22 protein-coding genes are annotated in these 19,042 nt (G+C 41.6%); 6 read left to right on the top strand and 16 right to left on the bottom strand.

Going from position 1 to position 19,042, the window contains the following annotated elements; genetic code table 11:
* The 9 genes from ACE3G9_RS08675 to fkpA form a co-directional block, all read right to left on the bottom strand.
* Nucleotides 1-122 (bottom strand): GTP-binding protein (locus ACE3G9_RS08675; protein ID WP_253645201.1); only part of this gene is annotated, 122 nt, incomplete at its 3' end.
* Nucleotides 123-272: 150 nt separating this feature from the next.
* On the bottom strand, nt 273-2,369 hold the full coding sequence (gene fusA, locus ACE3G9_RS08670) for an elongation factor G (protein WP_449218918.1): 2,097 nt from the start codon (nt 2,367-2,369) through the stop codon (nt 273-275).
* Between the two features lie 166 nt (nt 2,370-2,535).
* On the bottom strand, nt 2,536-3,006 hold the full coding sequence (gene rpsG, locus ACE3G9_RS08665; RefSeq protein ID WP_045957025.1) for a 30S ribosomal protein S7: 471 nt from the start codon (nt 3,004-3,006) through the stop codon (nt 2,536-2,538).
* Between the two features lie 113 nt (nt 3,007-3,119).
* A complete protein-coding gene (gene rpsL, locus ACE3G9_RS08660) occupies nt 3,120-3,494 on the bottom strand; it encodes a 30S ribosomal protein S12 (RefSeq protein WP_004399892.1) in 375 nt (124 codons plus the stop codon).
* Between the two features lie 187 nt (nt 3,495-3,681).
* Nucleotides 3,682-3,963 (bottom strand): sulfurtransferase complex subunit TusB, encoded by a 282-nt coding sequence (gene tusB / locus ACE3G9_RS08655; protein ID WP_449218917.1) that lies wholly within the window; start codon nt 3,961-3,963, stop codon nt 3,682-3,684.
* Between the two features lie 14 nt (nt 3,964-3,977).
* Complete coding sequence (gene tusC, locus ACE3G9_RS08650) at nt 3,978-4,331, bottom strand: sulfurtransferase complex subunit TusC (RefSeq protein ID WP_417880287.1); 354 nt, start codon at nt 4,329-4,331, stop codon at nt 3,978-3,980.
* Entirely contained in the window at nt 4,331-4,717 is a 387-nt protein-coding gene (tusD, locus tag ACE3G9_RS08645) for a sulfurtransferase complex subunit TusD (RefSeq protein ID WP_417880439.1), read from the bottom strand. Before tusD ends, tusC begins: the two co-directional genes overlap by 1 nt.
* Before the next feature lie 29 nt (nt 4,718-4,746).
* Nucleotides 4,747-5,427, bottom strand: coding sequence for a helix-turn-helix transcriptional regulator (locus tag ACE3G9_RS08640; RefSeq protein ID WP_267135441.1), 681 nt, complete (start codon nt 5,425-5,427; stop codon nt 4,747-4,749).
* A 246-nt stretch (nt 5,428-5,673) separates the two neighbouring features.
* On the bottom strand, nt 5,674-6,471 hold the full coding sequence (gene fkpA, locus ACE3G9_RS08635; protein WP_417880288.1) for an FKBP-type peptidyl-prolyl cis-trans isomerase: 798 nt from the start codon (nt 6,469-6,471) through the stop codon (nt 5,674-5,676).
* Nucleotides 6,472-6,819: 348 nt separating this feature from the next.
* Here fkpA and ACE3G9_RS08630 point away from each other — a divergent pair, with 348 nt between their 5' ends.
* Nucleotides 6,820-7,050, top strand: a complete 231-nt coding sequence (locus tag ACE3G9_RS08630) for a SlyX family protein (protein ID WP_417880289.1) — start codon at nt 6,820-6,822, stop codon at nt 7,048-7,050.
* 88 nt (nt 7,051-7,138) lie between these two features.
* Here ACE3G9_RS08630 and slyD read toward each other — a convergent pair whose 3' ends face one another.
* The 4 genes from slyD to kefG form a co-directional block, all read right to left on the bottom strand.
* A complete protein-coding gene (slyD, locus tag ACE3G9_RS08625; protein ID WP_089124928.1) occupies nt 7,139-7,705 on the bottom strand; it encodes a peptidylprolyl isomerase in 567 nt (188 codons plus the stop codon).
* Nucleotides 7,706-7,849: 144 nt separating this feature from the next.
* Nucleotides 7,850-8,092, bottom strand: a complete 243-nt coding sequence (locus tag ACE3G9_RS08620) for a YheV family putative zinc ribbon protein (protein ID WP_417880440.1) — start codon at nt 8,090-8,092, stop codon at nt 7,850-7,852.
* A gap of 22 nt (nt 8,093-8,114) precedes the next feature.
* Entirely contained in the window at nt 8,115-9,905 is a 1,791-nt protein-coding gene (gene kefB / locus ACE3G9_RS08615) for a glutathione-regulated potassium-efflux system protein KefB (protein ID WP_417880291.1), read from the bottom strand.
* A gap of 14 nt (nt 9,906-9,919) precedes the next feature.
* A complete protein-coding gene (gene kefG / locus ACE3G9_RS08610) occupies nt 9,920-10,513 on the bottom strand; it encodes a glutathione-regulated potassium-efflux system ancillary protein KefG (protein WP_417880292.1) in 594 nt (197 codons plus the stop codon).
* 469 nt (nt 10,514-10,982) lie between these two features.
* On the opposite strand from kefG, the gene ACE3G9_RS08605 reads away from it, so the two are divergent.
* The 5 genes from ACE3G9_RS08605 (at nt 10,983) to crp (ending at nt 15,681) form a co-directional block, all read left to right on the top strand.
* Nucleotides 10,983-12,893 carry an ABC transporter ATP-binding protein gene (locus tag ACE3G9_RS08605; protein WP_417880293.1) on the top strand — a complete coding sequence of 637 codons (1,911 nt, stop codon included), beginning with the start codon at nt 10,983-10,985 and terminating at the stop codon, nt 12,891-12,893.
* Nucleotides 12,894-13,166: 273 nt separating this feature from the next.
* Complete coding sequence (locus ACE3G9_RS08600) at nt 13,167-13,628, top strand: TIGR02444 family protein (RefSeq protein WP_417880294.1); 462 nt, start codon at nt 13,167-13,169, stop codon at nt 13,626-13,628.
* An 11-nt stretch (nt 13,629-13,639) separates the two neighbouring features.
* Entirely contained in the window at nt 13,640-13,855 is a 216-nt protein-coding gene (locus tag ACE3G9_RS08595; RefSeq protein ID WP_417880295.1) for a YheU family protein, read from the top strand.
* Between the two features lie 82 nt (nt 13,856-13,937).
* The gene (locus ACE3G9_RS08590) at nt 13,938-14,807 is read left to right on the top strand and encodes a phosphoribulokinase (RefSeq protein ID WP_417880296.1); all 870 of its coding nucleotides are present in this window, start codon (nt 13,938-13,940) and stop codon (nt 14,805-14,807) included.
* Nucleotides 14,808-15,048: 241 nt separating this feature from the next.
* A complete protein-coding gene (gene crp / locus ACE3G9_RS08585; protein ID WP_017025416.1) occupies nt 15,049-15,681 on the top strand; it encodes a cAMP-activated global transcriptional regulator CRP in 633 nt (210 codons plus the stop codon).
* 238 nt (nt 15,682-15,919) lie between these two features.
* On the opposite strand, the gene ACE3G9_RS08580 is transcribed toward crp, so the two are convergent.
* The 3 genes from ACE3G9_RS08580 to rph all read right to left on the bottom strand — a co-directional run bounded on the left by ACE3G9_RS08580 (nt 15,920) and on the right by rph (nt 18,904).
* The gene (locus tag ACE3G9_RS08580) at nt 15,920-17,125 is read right to left on the bottom strand and encodes an aromatic amino acid transport family protein (RefSeq protein WP_417880297.1); all 1,206 of its coding nucleotides are present in this window, start codon (nt 17,123-17,125) and stop codon (nt 15,920-15,922) included.
* Between the two features lie 249 nt (nt 17,126-17,374).
* Nucleotides 17,375-18,016 (bottom strand): orotate phosphoribosyltransferase, encoded by a 642-nt coding sequence (gene pyrE / locus ACE3G9_RS08575; RefSeq protein WP_086960370.1) that lies wholly within the window; start codon nt 18,014-18,016, stop codon nt 17,375-17,377.
* Nucleotides 18,017-18,175: 159 nt separating this feature from the next.
* Entirely contained in the window at nt 18,176-18,904 is a 729-nt protein-coding gene (gene rph, locus ACE3G9_RS08570) for a ribonuclease PH (protein ID WP_027696474.1), read from the bottom strand.
* Between the last annotated feature and the right edge of the window lie 138 nt (nt 18,905-19,042).

The following is a 19,042-nucleotide window of genomic DNA, read 5'->3' as shown; positions in this document are numbered from 1 at the left end:
CCGTACACTTTTGCAAGTGTAGTACAGATAGCAGCAGTAAGAGTTGTTTTACCGTGGTCAACGTGGCCGATAGTACCAACGTTTACGTGCGGTTTCGTACGTTCAAATTTTTCTTTAGACACAATCGTGTTCCTTCCTAGTTATGATTCGCTTTGACAAAGTTTGCGTCAAAACGCGCCAGAATTTGCTATTTTATGCGTCAATTTTCATCAACGCAATAGATTCATTGTTTAATAAGGCGATCAGTGATTAAACTCATCCCCAAATCAACCTTAACCGCGTTCTGCAATGATTGCTTTTGCAACATTGTTAGGCACTTCAGCGTACTCACTAAACTCCATGGAGTAAGAAGCACGACCTTGTGTCGCAGAACGTAAATCAGTTGCGTAACCGAACATGACGGACAACGGAACTTGTGCACGAATTATCTTCAGGCCAGCTGTCCCCTCGTCCATACCTTCGATGATGCCTCGACGACGGTTAATATCGCCAACAACGTCACCCATCCAGTCTTCTGGAGTAGTTACTTCAACTTTCATCATAGGCTCAAGCAGAACAGGTTGCGCTTCAAGTGCACCCGTTTTGAAAGCCATCGAGGCAGCGATTGTAAACGCCATCTCACTTGAATCTGTTTCATGGTACGAACCATCAAATAGTGTCGCTTTGACATCCAAAACAGGATAGCCAGCAAGTACACCATTATTCATCTGCTCTTCAACCCCTTTCGCGATTGAAGTGATGAACTCTTTCGGCACAACACCATTGGCAATTTCATCTACGAAAACAAAGCCTTCGCCAGCTTCTGATGGTTCAAGCTTCAGCCATACGTGACCGTATTGCCCCTTACCACCGTACTCACGGATAAATTTACCTTCCGCTTTCGCCGTACCACGAATTGTTTCACGATAAGCGACTTGTGGATTACCAACGTTGCAATTCACGTTAAATTCACGCTTCATACGGTCAACAATGATATCTAAGTGCAGTTCGCCCATACCTGAAATCAGAGTCTGACCAGTTTCCACATCCATATCAACGCGAAATGATGGGTCTTCCGCTGCTAGTTTACCAAGAGCAATAGTCATCTTATCTTGATCTGCTTGAGAGCTTGGCTCTACAACGATCTGAATAACGGGATCTGGAAACTCCATACGTTCAAGAACAATTTTATGGTTCTGGTCGCACAGTGTTTCACCTGTCGTCACATCTTTAAGACCAATGATGGCCGCAATATCACCAGCTCGTACTTCTTTCACTTCTTCACGCTTATTTGAGTGCATTTGGACAATGCGACCTAAGCGTTCACGTTGTTTCTTCACAGAGTTGTAAGCCGTTTTACCGCTTTCAACAATCCCAGAATAAACACGGATGAAAGTTAAAGTACCGACAAATGGGTCTGTTGCAACCTTAAATGCTAGTGCTGAAAACGGTTCATTGTCGTCTGCGTGGCGCTCTGCTTCATTCTCGTTTTCATCGATACCTTTAATTGCAGGAACATCAATTGGAGAAGGAAGGAAGTCAATAACTGCATCTAAAACAGCTTGTACACCTTTATTTTTAAATGCACTACCGCAAGTCGCTAATACAATTTCATTATTAAGGGTACGAGTACGAAGACCTTGTTTGATTTCAGCTTCTGTCAATTCACCTTCTTCAAGATACTTATCCATTAGCTCTTCATTTGCTTCTGCTGCTGCTTCAACAAGCTCTGTACGATATTCTTCGGCCATTTCTTGCATCTCTGCCGGAATATCTTCGTACGTGAAAGTCATGCCTTGGTCAGCATCATTCCAGTTGATTGCTTTCATCTTAATAAGATCAACAACACCTTGGAAGTTTTCTTCCGTACCAATATTCAATTGAATAGGAACTGGCGTTGCACCTAGACGATCTTTGATCTGTTCAACTACGCGTAGGAAATCTGCGCCTGTGCGGTCCATTTTATTAACAAATACTAAGCGAGGTACGTGATATTTGTCCGCTTGACGCCATACAGTCTCAGATTGGGGTTCGACACCTGATGAGCCACAGAACACAACAACCGCACCATCAAGTACACGTAGAGAACGTTCTACTTCGATGGTAAAGTCAACGTGTCCAGGAGTGTCGATAATATTAATACGGTGATCTGCAAACTGAGCTTCCATACCACGCCAAAACGTCGTAGTAGCTGCTGAAGTGATTGTAATGCCGCGCTCTTGTTCTTGTTCCATCCAGTCCATGGTTGCAGCACCATCGTGAACTTCACCGATTTTGTGAGAAAGTCCGGTATAGAACAAAATACGTTCGCTTGTGGTTGTCTTTCCTGCATCTACGTGAGCAACAATACCGATATTACGGTAGTGCTCTATAGGAGTTTTACGAGCCACGATTGAATCCTCTTATTAGAGACTTAGGGACTATTGCTATATCTACTTTATTGGTTAAAAGCACTGCTTTATTAATATTTACTTGCTCTAGATATAGCAATAGTTCCTAGCATAAGCATAGGAACTAAAGAAGCACTGCAAGGAACCTTGCAGTACTAAAAAGACATTACCAGCGGTAATGTGCGAACGCTTTGTTCGCGTCTGCCATACGGTGAACGTCTTCACGTTTCTTAACAGCAGTACCTTTGTTTTCTGACGCGTCTAGCATTTCTGCTGCAAGACGTTGTGCCATAGATTTTTCACCACGCTTACGCGCAGCTTCAACTAACCAACGCATAGCAAGAGCGTTACGGCGAACCGGACGAACTTCTACAGGTACTTGGTAAGTTGAACCACCCACACGGCGAGATTTAACTTCTACCGCTGGACGAACATTTTCAAGAGCTTCTTCAAATACAGCTAAGTGATCTTTACCAGATTTCTCAGCCATAGTATCTAGTGCAGTGTAAACAATTTTTTCAGCAGTTGATTTCTTACCATCAACCATAAGGATGTTTACAAATTTCGCCAGCAATTCAGATTTGAATTTAGGATCTGGAAGGATCTTACGCTGGCCTATTACGCGACGACGTGGCATGGATGTTTCTCCGTTGTCTTCTTCAGGTTATCCAAAACTTTTCAGTTTCATCAAAATTATATAATTTTAGTGTTTGGCCTTACTTAACGCTTTTCTGTCAAAACAGAAAGCTATTAAGACTTAGGACGTTTAACACCATACTTAGAACGACCTTGTTTACGGTCGTTTACGCCAGCACAGTCAAGAGCGCCGCGAACGGTGTGGTAACGCACACCTGGTAAATCTTTAACACGACCACCACGGATAAGAACAACTGAGTGCTCTTGAAGGTTATGACCTTCACCGCCGATGTATGAAGTAACTTCAAAGCCGTTAGTTAAACGAACACGACATACTTTACGTAATGCTGAGTTCGGTTTCTTAGGAGTAGTAGTATATACGCGAGTACATACACCACGTTTTTGTGGACACGCTTCTAGCGCAGGCACGTTGCTTTTAACAACTTGCTTTGCACGTGGCTTGCGTACCAACTGGTTAATAGTTGCCATTAAATAGCTCCTGATTTACGAAAATAAGCTTGTGAAAAATCTAATCCTACTTCCAAGCAACATTTGCATGCAGCGAGAAATAAGGACGCGAAATTTTATTCATCAAGGGGGGATGTGTCAAGAAATATACAATCGTGCTGTCGAGTTTTTTTCTCTAGCAATAAGAAAAGTATCAATTATGCTGAGATTAATCCCAAGTTATTGATTGAGAGTGTTGTTCACTAAGATAAACAAAGCCTTTAAAATCAGTTAACTGAGCACTAACACTTGCTAAACCAACCAAACCACGTGCCCCAAGATCCTCTTGTAACACCCAGCAACGATCTTTTTGATCTTTCAATCCAGTTAATAGGCTTGATTGACGAAAAAGAGCATAAACAGCATCTTCAATGAGTAATATTGCATCATCAGGTTGAATCACGTTGATCGCATCAGCTAGTCCTGATTGGCTCTTAATAATATGTAGCATGTCTATCTGCCCTATTAAAATGTCAGGATTTTTTGGCATTGTTGGAGTTTTTCTACCATTTCAGCTTGGCTTAATGCACTATTTTCAATCATCAAATCGTTTGAATTTATTTGATAATCATTTAATGATGATTGGCATATATAAATGTTATCAATCTCGTATAAATCCAACAATTTAAAGGCTGAAATATAATCTCTAGACAAAATGTTTGCCGGCTGTTGCGCTGGAAACAACTGAGTCACCCCTGCACCAATAAAAAACACATCAATATCTTCACAGTAAGCTGAAGTTGCTAACAATGCATCCAGCCCTTCTCTACCTTTTGCGCTCGTATGAGGGTGAGAACGAAATACAAAACCTAATCGCATTAAAACTGTACCACTCTATCTTGTACTAACATGGCTCCAGCAAGCCCACCTAGTCCAGTCAATTCAAATCCTTGGGCTACATTGCTACTACCTCGCCCATGCGTTTTGGCTTCATTACTATCTAGAATGCCACGACGTAATGAGGCTGCAACACAAGACTCTAAACGGACTTTATGTTGTTCACTCAATTGCTGCCAAGCTTTAGCTAGATCAAATTCATCATTCGCAGGTACAGCCAAGCTAGAAGCATTATGAACCCCATCTTGATAGAAAAACACGCTGACTAACTGATGACCTCTTTCAATCAAAGCGCAAGCAAACTGATAAGCATTGAGTGCAGATTGACTACCATAAACCGAGCCATTTACCAACAAACTATAAGTCAGCACTTTTTCTGGCGAGGGTAAGCTTTGACTCACTTTTCGCCGTCCTCAATTTTGCGCTGGCGAATATAGAGATAAACGGTGTGTTTCGAAATATTTAAACGGTCAGCTACCCGATTGATCGCATCTTTGATATCGAAGATCCCTTTATCATAAAGATCCATAACGATTTGGCGGTTTTTGGTATTGTTTGATACTGACTTATCAGCATTAATTTCTTCTATAGTGCGCTCAACCGTTTGATCCACTAGCTCTTCAACATCACTAGCAAAGTTAACCGACGAAGCTGCTTCTTCTGCTTCCGCGGTAGGCATAAAAGCGTGTAAGACTTGCGAGAAAGGTGCATCTAAATTGATATTGATACACAGTAACCCAATCACACGTTGCTCACCATTACGGATCGCAATGGTAATCGACTTCATCAATACACCGCCTTTGGCGCGGGTAAAGTAAGAACGAGAAAAGTTACGCTGCGAACCTTCAATATCTTTTAACATCTTTAACGCTAAATCCGTAATCGGAGACCCAACTTGACGACCGGTATTTTCACCATTGGCAATTTTTACTGCCGAGGTATTCAAGTCCTCTAAGGAGTGCAACACGATTTCACAATAATTACCGATCAAACTAGCAAGACCATCGACTACCGCTTCATAAGAATGCAAAATTATCTTATCGTGCTCTGTGAAGGGCATAACATGAACAGATTCCATTTCTAACAATGCTTCCGAATGTACAACTTCAGACTGACTCACACTCACCTCTACTCCGATAGAAAATCGTTATTAAAACGGTCGAACAATTAAACAAATTAACGTAAGTTTATCAGAAAATTTGAAAGAGGCACGGCTCTAACTTAAATATGATGATTTAGAACAAATTATGGGGTGTATTTTCAAGCGCTCAAAACACAAAAGGCCCATCATATTGATGAGCCTCAATTAAACTATCTAGTTCAATTAATTTGCAGCAGGAGCCTTTGGTGATTCCTCTGATTTCACTGACATTAACTCAATTTCAAATACTAATGTTGAGTTAGCAGGAATGGTTGGTGTGTCTTGTTCGCCATAAGCAAGCTCTGGCGGGATCACAACTTTATATTTAGAACCCACTTTCATTAGTTGCACGGATTCAGTCCAACCTGGAATAACGCGATTAAGTGGGAAAGTTGCAGGCTCTTTACGATCGTATGAGCTGTCAAACTTAGTGCCATCAACTAAAGTACCTTCGTAGTTCACTACTACAGTATCAGTTGCTTTTGGTGAAATGCCTTCGCCTTCTTTTTCAACTTTGTAAAGAATGCCTGATTCAGTCTTCTTCACCCCATCTTCTTTTGCGAACTCTGCACGGAATTCATCACCTGCTTTTTTCGCTGCAGCAGATTTCTCAGCGGCTTGAGCTTGCATCTTTTCAGAAACACGCTTATCTAGATCTTGTAGTGCTTGGTGTGTTTCTTCTTCTGTCATACCTGCTTTTTTAGCAAATACGTCTTCGATACCTTTTAATACGATATCTTTATCTAAGTTAATACCGATTTCTGCTGGTTTCTCAATGCTAGTATTTAGATAGTTAGCAAAAGAAACACCAATTGCGTATGCCGCCTTCTCATCATCAGTTTTGTATAATGTTGATGCAGCTGCTGATTGTGCCTGCTCAGCTTTTGCGGTTGTTTGTGCCTCTTTTGATTCTTCTTTCTGACAGCCAACTGCAAGTAGAACAGTGGCTGCAAGCAAGGATACTTTTAAAATCGGTTTCATTAACTTCTCCAGCATGATGGAAAACCATCGTTATGATGTATAAAAATTTACTCTATCAATGTGTTAGAACGTTCAAGTTCAAGCTCTATATCTAGTCACTCTAGATGCCATTAATCTACGTTAACACTATCACGTACTTAATTTAAGCTATTGTTAACTGACTGTATTTTTTTAGCAAAGTTCCGCCTTAATCCATAAAAATAATCCGCTTATTACTTTGTGTTTCAATAAAACACGACTTAAGTGACATTATTTATGCAACACTACGACTCAATCAATGATCTACAATGTGGCATCTTTCAGATATAATTTGAGTACCATCGATTTAATAACTTAACAGTGAATAAAATGCATTCAGATAATCTTGAAAACGAATTAAAACAACGAATTGATGATCTAGAGTGTCAGGTCGCTTTTCAAGAACAAACCATCCATGAACTTAACGATGCTTTGAGCCAACAGCAATTGTTGATTACTCGCATGCAAGATCAAATGAAATTTGTCGTCGGAAAAGTCAAAAACTTGGATGCTTCAAATTTAGCTGATGTATCGGAAGAAACACCGCCGCCTCATTACTAATTCACATTGTTGTTTTTCTTTGTTTCTATAAAAAATGGCTTTCTATAATCAAAAACGCCAACATTAGACGTTGGCGTTTTTTTAAAGATTAGTGAGAGCAGCCACAGCCGCCATTTCCATCACAACCTTCTTTTTTCTCTTCATGATCATGGCCACAGCAGTCGCCATCATGATCGTGGTGATGACCACCCGCTTGATGTACATGACCATGAGCCACTTCTTCTTCCGTTGCTTCACGTACCGCAACAACTTCAACATCAAACGTTAATGTTTGCCCTGCAAGCATGTGATTACCATCAACTACAACTTCATCACCATCAACTTCTGTGATTTCTACTGGGATCTGACCTTGGTCGGTATCCGCTAAGAAACGCATGCCAACCTCAATTTCATCTACACCGTGAAATACGTTAGCTGGAACACGTTGAACCAGACCTTCGTTGTGCTCACCGTAAGCATCTTCTGGAGCAATAGTTGCAGAGAATTTATCACCGGCAACTTTACCTTCTAGCTCTTTTTCTAGACCTGTAATTAGGTTGTTGTGACCATGTAGATAGTCTAGTGGCGCTTCAACCGTTGATTGGTCTACTACCACACCATCTTCTACTTTTACTTGGTATGCCAAGCTAACAACAACGTTCTTTTCAATTTTCATATTCGCTCCAAATTCAGATTAAGCGTGAGAATGTGTGAGCACTTAATCTCTATGTGCAAGATAATGGGGATAAGCCAGACAGATTTCAATCGCTAATCAAGGATTATTTTACAAACCTGACGAATATCTTGCGGTTAGCAATCATCATTCTGGCTTAAAAATACCGATTAATTGTTCTGAACTAGACAAACTGAAGCTAGGTGAATTGGAACTAGTGTTAGCTGAACTGGTTTCTATCACTTGTGGTGTTTTTTGTTCAACATAATCACATTCCACACACTCAACCACTTCAATTTGATTTTCTTCCCATACTCGTAAACTATCGCTTTGTTTACAGTTTGGACAGTTAGCACCAGCAATAAATCTCTTCTTGGTTTTCATATATATCCTATTTCATAACTGAGTTGAGCTAGTCCCAATGCTGTTGAGTCTGACGATCTCTTTCCATCTCTCGGTCAAAAACCTCTTCCAACTCTTTGCGCGCTTCTTTAGCTCTAATTCCCATATCTTTATCTTCTATATGCAAAGACATCAGTTCTTTTAACATAGTGGTGTCGAGTTTTCTAAAATGTGCTTCTGCACGCTTGGCTTGATAAGGGTGCATGCCCAATTGATTTAACACTTGTCGTCCTAAATCAAGAGCCCCTAAGAAAGTCTCACGCGAAAATAATGTCACACCAATATTCATCAATTGATAAGCTTCTACCCGACTACGTGCACGGGCGAGAATTTTTAAATGCGGAAAATGCTGTTTACACAGTTCAGCGATCTTTAGCACTTCATCCGGCGAATCGGTACAAATGGCGATGGCTTTCGCTTTTTCAGCACCAGCGGCCCGTAACAAATCAAGCTGCGTGGCGTCACCGTAATACACTTTGTAGCCAAATTTACGTAAAAGTTGAATTTGGCTGGCATCACTTTCTAATACCGTGACTCGGATCTTATTGGCATACAACAAACGCCCTACAACTTGGCCAAAACGCCCGAAGCCCGCAATGATGACTTTCGACCCTTCATCGACCACATCCGATTGCATGTTATCGCTAACGTTAATTGTGCGGTCAAACCATTTTTGCTGAGCAAGTAATATCAAGGGCGTGGTCATCATAGACAAGCTCACCACCACTAACAGGAAAGAGCTCACTTCAGCACCGAGTAAGCCATGACCTTTTGCGGCAGTAAACAAGACGAAAGCAAACTCTCCACCCTGGCTTAATATTGCCGCCATGCGACTGCGTGCTTTTGCCCGTGTGCCCATAAGGCGAGCAAGTAAGTAAAGAATAAAACCTTTAATACTCACCAGCACCACGACTGCAGCCAAAATTTTAATTGGATAAAGCGTTAGCAACTCAAGGTTGACTGCCATACCCACCGACATAAAGAACAAGCCAAGCAGCAGTCCTTTAAAGGGTTCAATAGCAATCTCTAATTCATGACGATATTCACTTTCTGCCAATAACACGCCAGCTAAAAATGTGCCTAATGCCATAGATAAACCAAGCTGTTGCATGATCACGGAAATACCAATCACCAATAACAAGGCTGCTACGGTAAATAACTCACGAACTCGGCTCATCACCACATAACGGAAGATCGGTCGTAGCAAATAATGGCCACCAACTAATAAGCCAACGCCCCCACCAATCATCCAAACCGCATCTAACCAGTCACCACCAGCATTACCAGCTAATAATGGTAATACCGCCAGCATTGGAATGACCGCGATATCTTGAAAAAGCAAAACGGAAAAACCAGATTGTCCAGTTTCAGTACCCGCTAGTCCTTGTTCTTCAATAACCCTTAATGCGATTGCGGTTGAAGAAAGCGCTAATCCCATGCCTATCACTACACTATTTTGCCAACTAACACCAAAAGCATTAGCGATCATGGAAATCACTAGAGTTGTCACGACTACTTGTGCGCCACCTAAACCTAAGATAGGCATGCGCATTTGCCAAAGTTTTTTGGGGTTTAACTCTAAACCAATCAGAAACAGCAATAACACCACTCCAAGTTCGGAAAAGTGCATCACGCTATCCACGTCACTAATCAAGCCTAGTCCCCACGGACCAATAACAATACCCGCCAACAAATACCCCAATACCGACCCTAAACCTAAACGTTGCGCTAAAGGGACAGCGACCACAGCAGCGGCCAGAAACACGACGCCACTTTCTAAAAAATCAATTGTTGATGCCATAATCCTTCCTTGTACTACTGACTACTTTCAAGTGGATGCAACAACCAAGAGCGATAAGCCTGTGCATGTTCAATACGTACCGCTTGTTCTACATTCCTTGCCCAATATAACACTAAGGGCTCAATCCAATGCATCTGACATAATTTGGCAGTCAACTCAAAAGGCTGCAAAATTTGTTCCAAAGGATATTGATTATAACCATGAGCTGAGAAAGCGTCTTTAGACCCCCCCGTCGTCACCACACTCCGCCAGTATTTATCTTTAAGTGCGCGACCTTTGCCGAATGCAAAACCTTTTCCGAGTACCGTATCCATCCACTCTTTCATCAAAGCTGGACAGGAATACATAAACAAGGGGAACTGAAAGACAATCACATCATGTTCGAGCAATAATTTGTGCTCAGCAGCAACATCAATAAAAAAATCAGGATAATGGGCATACAAATCGTGCACCGTCACATGAGGTAAATTTTGCGCTGCTTTTAATAACATTTGATTGGCAACCGAGTTATCGGGATCGGGATGCGCATAAATGACCAATACGCGAGGTTGTAGAATCTGATCGTCATTTTTAATAGATGTAGTAGTATGTTGGCTTATGTCTGACATCCTTGCTCCCTGACATTCCTTAATATGAACACTAAAAAGTGCACGCTTTTGTCACTTTCCACAACCTAAGATCTTTGTAACAAAGATTGTTAATCATCATATCGCAAATCGTATAATAATCGATATTTATACCCAAGTAACTTCAAGGTGCAGAATTCAGAGCTATCATCCAAACCTTTAGGCAAAGAAAATTGGCGAAGGAATGTAAGCACCTTTCAAACCAATCTGACGCAGAATAAAGATTTGGATGAAACTCCCGAAGGACAAGTTAAAACAAGTTTTAAACGGCGTTAAATTGAACAGAGATAGAATCACTATGATCATGTTCAATTTGCCTTGCCTAAAGCTTGTTTTATTCTTGCTGAAACTTGCACCTTGAAGTTACTTGGGTATATCCTTGAAGCGCCTAATATTCAAGCCGCTGCATTTTTCATTCTTTCTCATTTTTCATGCCTCAAATAAGACTCCTATGATTACATTTTCAGATATTCAATTGCTGCGTGGTGGTAAACCACTTTTAGAACAAGCTTCAGCGACGATTCACCCGGGTGATAAAGTTGGCCTAGTCGGAAAAAATGGTTGTGGTAAATCCACGCTATTCGCCTTACTGAAAAATGAATTATCAATTGATGCCGGTAATTTCCAAATGCCAGCCCACTGGGAACTCGCTTGGGTTGCTCAAGAAACACCAGCACTAGAACGCGCCGCTTTAGAGTATGTGATTGATGGCGACCGTGAATATCGTCAATTAGAGCAAGATCTTACCGCGGCAGAACAAGCCGATAATGGCACCCTAGTCGCGGAATTACACGGCAAGTTAGAAACTGTTGGTGGCTACACTATTAAATCTCGCGCCGCAGAACTATTAAACGGTTTAGGCTTTAGCCAAGAGCAAATGCAATGGAACCTCACCCAGTTCTCTGGTGGTTGGCGTATGCGTTTAAACCTCGCCCAAGCTCTATTGTGTCGCTCTGATTTATTACTACTCGATGAGCCAACCAACCACTTAGATCTCGATGCAGTACTTTGGCTTGAAAAATGGCTACAGAACTACCCTGGTACATTAATTTTAATTTCGCACGACCGTGATTTCCTCGACCCTATCGTGGGGCGCATCATTCATGTCGAAAACCAATTGCTCAACGAATACACCGGCAACTACTCATCATTTGAAACCCAACGTGCACAAAAGTTAATGCAGCAACAAGCCATGTATGCCAAACAGCAAAAGCAAATGTCGCACATGCAAAGCTATATTGACCGCTTCCGCTATAAAGCCTCTAAAGCTCGTCAGGCACAAAGCCGAATTAAAGCCTTAGAGAAAATGGAAAAAGTCTTACCGGCGCAGTTTGATAACCCATTTAGCTTTGAGTTTAGAGAGCCAGCTGCACTCCCCAACCCTATTATGATGATGGACCAAGTCTCTGCTGGCTATGGCGATAACTTAATATTAGAACACATTCGCTTAAACCTAGTTCCCGGCAGTCGCATTGGTTTACTCGGTCGTAATGGTGCGGGTAAATCAACCTTAATTAAATTGCTGTCTGGCGAACTCAAGCCACAAAGCGGAGATTTAACCTATTCGCAAGGGGTGAAAATCGGCTACTTCGCTCAGCATCAATTAGAAACTCTGCATCCTGAAGAGACACCGTTGCAACACATGATGCAAATTGCGCCAAATCATACCGAGCAACAATTACGCGACTACCTAGGTAGCTTTGGTTTTGTCGGAGATAAAGCTCTCGATAAAGTCGCGCCATTCTCTGGTGGCGAAAAAGCTCGCCTCGTTCTAGCCTTAGTTGTATGGCAAAAGCCGAACTTACTATTGCTCGATGAACCAACTAACCACCTTGACCTAGATATGCGTCAAGCCTTAACCATGGCACTGCAAACCTTTGAAGGGGCAATGGTGATTGTCAGCCACGACCGTTACTTACTGCGCGCTACCACCGACGATTTATACCTTGTCGATGCCAAACAAGTGGCGCCTTTTGACGGCGACTTAGCGGATTACTACAAATGGTTAACTGAACAACAAAAACAAGATAAAAAAGATGCACTGCCAGAAACAAACTCAGAGCCTAGTCAAAATAGCGCCGCAGCACGTAAAGAACAAAAACGTCTAGACGCTGAATTACGTAAACAAACTGCACCAATTCGCAAAAAACTGACACAACTCGAAGCGAAAATGGACAAACTAGGCGAGCAATTAGCCGATGCTGAACAACAACTTGGCGATGTGTCACTCTACCAAGATGAAAACAAAGCTAAACTTACCCAAGTATTAACGCTACAAGCCAATAGTAAATCTCAATTAGAAGAGGTTGAAATGGAATGGATGGCACTACAAGAAGAACTGGAATGCCTTATACCCAAGTGACTTCAAGGTGCAGAATTCAGAGCTATCATCCAAACCTTTAGACAAGGAAGATTGGCGAAAGAATGTAAACACCTTTCAAACCAATCTGACGCGGCCTATCTCTTATAAAAAGAAGAGGTTTGAATAAAGCTCCCAAAGGGCAAGTTAAAACAAGCCTTACGCGGCGTTAAATTAAATAGAGATAGATTATGATCATATTCAATCAGCCTTGCCTAAAGCTTGTTTTATGCTTGCTGAAATTCGCACCTTGAAGTTACTTGGATATTATCAACAATGAGCCAATATAGACCTCTACCTTTAACCTTCGAACGCTTATGGCAATTTAGTTTGCAGCATTATGGTGTGCGGGCAATTAAAGAAGCCTGTCTAATCTTACAAAATAGGTATAAAGGGAAGGTCAACCTAATCTTGTTATTAAAATGGCTGGATGAGCACCAATTAAGCTTAACGGAAGAACAATGGCTACAATTAGATGGCGCTATTGAGCGAACCGAAAACTTATTACAACAATTTCGTGATTACCGACGAAAAGTGAAACCTCATTTACCGGATACGCTTTACCGTGAATCACTACAATTTGAATTACAATTAGAGCGTCAGCAACAAGCGGATTTGGTGCATTGTATTAACCTGCTTGATTTAACCCCAAGAACAGGTCAACCAATGACCCATATCTATTGTGAAAAAATTGGGGCTCAACGGTTATCTCAAGTTTTTTATAACACTGAAAAATAAAGGCCACATCAATGATTATTCCATGGCAAGACATCGATCCCGACACTTTAGATAATCTCATAAAAGAATTTATCTTACGTGAAGGCACCGATTACGGTATGCAAGAAACCTCGCTTAAAACCAAGATAAAACAAGTCAAAGGACAACTAAAATCTAGCAGTGTAGTGATTGTTTTTTCAGAGCTGCATGAAAGCGTTGATATAAAACCGATCAATGAATTGAATTAAGCTCAGTACATCCCCCTATTTATTCTTGCCAGTCATTCCTCTACACTGTCATTCAAAATATAAGTCGAAAGAAAGGATTATCATGTCGGCAAAACATCCCATTATTGCGGTAACGGGTTCTTCAGGTGCGGGTACCACCACCACTTCAGAAACCTTCCGAAAAATGTTTAATATGATGAACATTAAAGCGTCTTGGGTAGAAGGCGATAGCTTCCATCGCTACACTCGCCCCGAAATGGACGTTGCAATCCGCAAAGCCAAAGAACAAGGTAAACACATCAGTTACTTTGGCCCGGAAGCCAATGACTTCCCCGCTTTGTCTGAATTCTTTAATCAATATGGAAAAAATGGCAGCGGCAAAATTCGTCGTTACTTGCATAGTTTTGATGAAGCCGTCCCTTATAACCAAATGCCCGGCACCTTTACTCCATGGCAAGACCTACCAGAAAATACTGATGTATTGTTTTATGAAGGATTACATGGTGGTGTAGTCGATGGCGATATCAATGTCTCTAAGCATGTGGACTTTTTGATTGGCATGGTACCGATTGTAAACCTTGAATGGATCCAAAAATTCGTCCGAGATACTCGTGACCGCGGCCATTCACGAGAAGCCGTGATGGACTCTATTGTTCGCTCAATGGATGACTACTTAAATTATATCACGCCGCAATTCTCCCGTACTCACATCAACTTTCAGCGCGTCCCTACCGTCGATACTTCTAATCCACTTAATGCCAAAGGCATACCGAGTTTGGATGAGAGTTTTGTAGTGATCCGCTTGCGTGGAATTAAAAACGTCGACTTTCCATATCTACTATCAATGATTGAAGGCTCTTTCATGTCGCGTCACAACACCCTCGTAGTACCTGGTGGCAAGATGAGTTTTGCAATGGAATTAATCATTCAACCACTGCTTCATCAACTAATCGAAACAGGTAAAATCGCCTAAAGTGTTACTCAGAACACACTTAGTGACTAGTCTGTGACCTTGAACACAATTTAATGATGAAAAACCCCATAGTTAGCCGCTCAAAGTCAAGAAATCCGATCTAGAAAGAGGTACTATAAAAACACTAATGCAACACAACTTGCAGCAATAACATTTAACACCTATTCTATTTGACCAGTTTAGCCGGTCTCAGGATGAATGACTCAAAACTGAGCAAGCCTTGTAGAGGAAGTAACAAATTATGGTTCTAGGTAAACCTCAAACAGATCCAACATTAGAGTGGTTTCTATCTCACTGTCATATCCATAAGTACCCATCAAAAAGTACTTTGATTCACGCTGGTGAGAAAGCAGAAACACTGTATTACATTGTTAAAGGGTCTGTGGCAGTATTAATCAAGGATGAAGAAGGCAAAGAGATGATCTTGTCTTACTTGAACCAAGGTGACTTCATTGGTGAATTAGGTCTTTTTGAAGAAGACCAAGAACGTACCGCTTGGGTTCGTGCAAAATCTCCTTGTGAAGTTGCGGAAATCTCATTTAAAAAATTCCGTCAATTAATCCAAGTTAACCCAGACATTCTGATGCGCCTTTCTGCCCAAATGGCAAAACGTCTACAAATCACTAGCCAAAAAGTGGGTGACTTAGCATTCCTAGACGTAACTGGTCGTATCGCTCAAACGCTACTTAATCTAGCAAAACAACCAGATGCAATGACGCACCCAGACGGTATGCAAATCAAGATCACTCGTCAAGAGATCGGTCAGATTGTTGGCTGTTCACGTGAAACCGTTGGTCGCATCTTGAAGATGCTAGAAGAGCAAAACCTGATTTCTGCTCACGGTAAAACTATCGTAGTCTACGGAACGCGTTAAGATTTAATATCCGCGTTTAGTAGAGTAAGAAAAATTAAAAGCCACTGAATGGTAAGTTCAGTGGCTTTTTTAGTATTTGTAATTTAAGAACGTTGCTCGGGCGCTTCGCTGCTTGTAGCTCGAAAAAGATAACAGCGAAAAGATTAGTAACGTGTCGTGGTAAGCAACCGAAGCCAAGCTTTTGTTTTTCCTAGCTTCGAGAAGCGCAGCGCCCTAAACACGAGTATCGAAAGAGGTCTTACCCTATCGCCGGCAATACTCCAAGACTAATCATCATTTGTACCACAATAATCACCACACCTGCTGCTAGCGTTAGCATGAGAGCTGGCGTACCGCCAGAGACGGTGAAGGCTTGTTTATCTTGATTGAGTGTACGAGAACGCATCACCATTGCGACAGGGAGTAAGATAGCCAATATCGCCAATGCAATTGCGGCATAACCAAGAGCCATGATAAAACCTTGCGGGTAAAATAACGCAAAGCATAGTGGTGGAATAAAGGTCACTAGCGCGATACCAACACGTCCGCCTTTGCTTTTATTTTTATTTAAGCTGTCACCTAAGAATTCAAATAATCCTAAGCTCACACCTAAAAAAGAGGTGATTAATGCTAAATCAGCAAATACTGAGACCACTTGTGAAATAGCCGAGCTATGAATTACTTTTGATAACGTACCGACTAAGGCTGTCACATCTCCTGCTTGAGATAATGTCGCTTGATCAACCACACCGAGCGTGGCCAGTTGCCATAAGATGTAGACCACTAGCGGCAGTAAAGAGCCGAAAATCATGACCTTCTTCAAAGCTTTCATATCAAGGTTTAAATAACGCACTACTGCTGGAATACTGCCGTGGAAACCAAAAGAGGTAAAAATCACGGGCAATGCCGCCACAATCAAACCTTTTTCCAATGGCATATTAAGAAGATGTACCGCTTGAATATTGGGCGTTAAGAAAAACAGCATGACCGCCATTGCAATCAATTTACAGGTGAATAGCACGCGGTTGACTCGATCTACCGACTGAGTACCAAACGTCACAATTGCGGCAATGATAATAGTGAAAATAAGCGTGCCGATACCATTCGACACATCAATAGAAAACCAGTTATGCAGTTTTGCATTAAACTGACCACCACCACCGGCGATGTAGGCTGCACATAGTGCATAAAATAAGAAAAGCATAGCAAACGTCGCGATCCATTTCCCTTTTTCACCAAGAAACTGCTTAGCTAAGGTATGTAATGTAGCGTCATAATCTGCGTGTTGATGTAGCTCCAACATTAACAAAGCGGTATAGGCCATTAACGCCCACATACTAATCATGATGGTTAAAGAAGTGCTGAAGCCTAACCCTGCGGAAGCAATAGGTAATGCCAACATACCAGCACCAATCGTAGTGCCAGCAATAATCAAAGTACTGCCTAGAATCTTTGAACTGCTCATCTGCTTTTTCTTTTATTTATTGGAAGAATAAGCTGACACATTACCACTTATCAGAAGTAAATCGAGGTGAGAGTTCAAAATATCGATTAAACATTCGACAATATTGACTCAAAACGGGCTTTTATTGTGGTGTAAAAATAAAGTTACACATTGTAAATAAAAATAAACCCAGAGCAATTTTACCAATCAACATAATTAGTGCGATTGGTATAACTCTGGGTTCACTTCAATATAGAGTATCAAGAAAAATTAAATACCGTATTGCGCGCGATAAGCTTTTACCGATTCTAGTTGCGCTTCGTTATTCCCTTGCTCTTCAAGATAGGTCACTAGATCACCTAGGCTGATGATCGAAATCACCGCGCAGCCAAAATCACGCTCGACTTCTTGAATCGCCGATAACTCACCTTTGCCTTTTTCTTGACGATCAATCGCAACCAATACACCAGCAAGATCGGCACCATTCGCTTTAATGATTTCCATTGATTCACGAATTGCGGTACCGGCTGTGATCACATCGTCCACCAACATAATACGACCTTCTAATGGATTGCCCACTAGGTTGCCGCCTTCACCATGATCTTTGGCTTCTTTACGGTTAAAGCAATATGGCGTATCAATATCATGATGATCAGCAAGCGCAACCGCTGTTGTTGTCGCAATTGGAATGCCTTTGTAAGCAGGGCCAAATAGCACATCAAACTCAATACCAGAATCCGCTAAAGCTGCGGCATAAAAACGACCTAGGCGCGCAAGATCACGTCCAGTATTAAACAAACCTGCATTAAAGAAATACGGACTCGTACGGCCAGACTTTAATGTGAATTCGCCAAATTTAAGAACTTGTTTCTCAAGGGCAAACTCAATAAATTCACGTTGATATGCTTTCATAAAATATCTCGACTATCGTGTTGGTGATATAGTTTTTTGATTTCGGAACATCGTAGCTAGAGCGCTTTGCTTCTCGTTACTCGAAAAAGAAGATATCCATTAAACGATGAGCTTTTCCAAGAAACGAGTTACGTTTTTTTCCGAGTCACGTATTATTATTTATTCTGCCAGAGTGGCTTTCTGGACTGCGATAATATCGTTAATGCCTTTCTCGGCTAAATCTAATAATTGATTCAATTCTTGGCGGGAGAACGCTTCGCCCTCTGCCGTGCCCTGAACTTCAATCATCTTACCTTCTTCGGTCATTACCACGTTCATATCGGTATCGGCAGCAGAATCTTCCACATACTCTAAATCACATAAAGCGTGTTCACCTAAAATACCCACTGAAACCGCGGCAACATGACACTTCATTGGGTTCTTCTTCAATTTACCTGAAGCAACGAGTGATTGGATTGCATCAGCCAGAGCAACACTTGCCCCCGAGATAGAAGCAGTACGTGTACCACCATCGGCTTGAATCACGTCACAATCAACCGTGATCATCATTTCGCCTAATACATCCAAATCCACAACCGCACGTAAGCTACGCGCGATTAAACGTTGGATTTCCATAGTACGGCCACCTTGTTTACCGCTTGCGGCTTCACGACGGTTACGAGTATGGGTTGCACGTGGCAACATGCCATATTCCGCGGTTACCCAACCTTTGCCACGACCTTTTAACCAACCTGGTACTTTTTCTTCAACACTGGCATTACATAATACTTTGGTGTTACCAAACTCAACCAATACTGAACCTTCAGCATAAGCCGTATAGTTACGAGTCATTTTAATCGGACGAACTTGATCAGCTGCGCGATCATTTGGGCGTAAAGTTGAAGACATAAAGAAATACCTGATTAGCGATAGAATTGGGGCGAGATTATAACGATCTTGTCGTCAAAAAGCGATCTTAACGACGATTAATAGAACCGCTTGGATTAAACAAACCACCTTGTCCTAGACTGTGATAATATTCACCAC

The organism is Vibrio sp. E150_018, assembly GCF_053544035.1.
The sequence above is the reverse complement of the archived record's forward strand: the minus strand, read 5'-3'. Positions and strand labels throughout refer to the sequence as shown.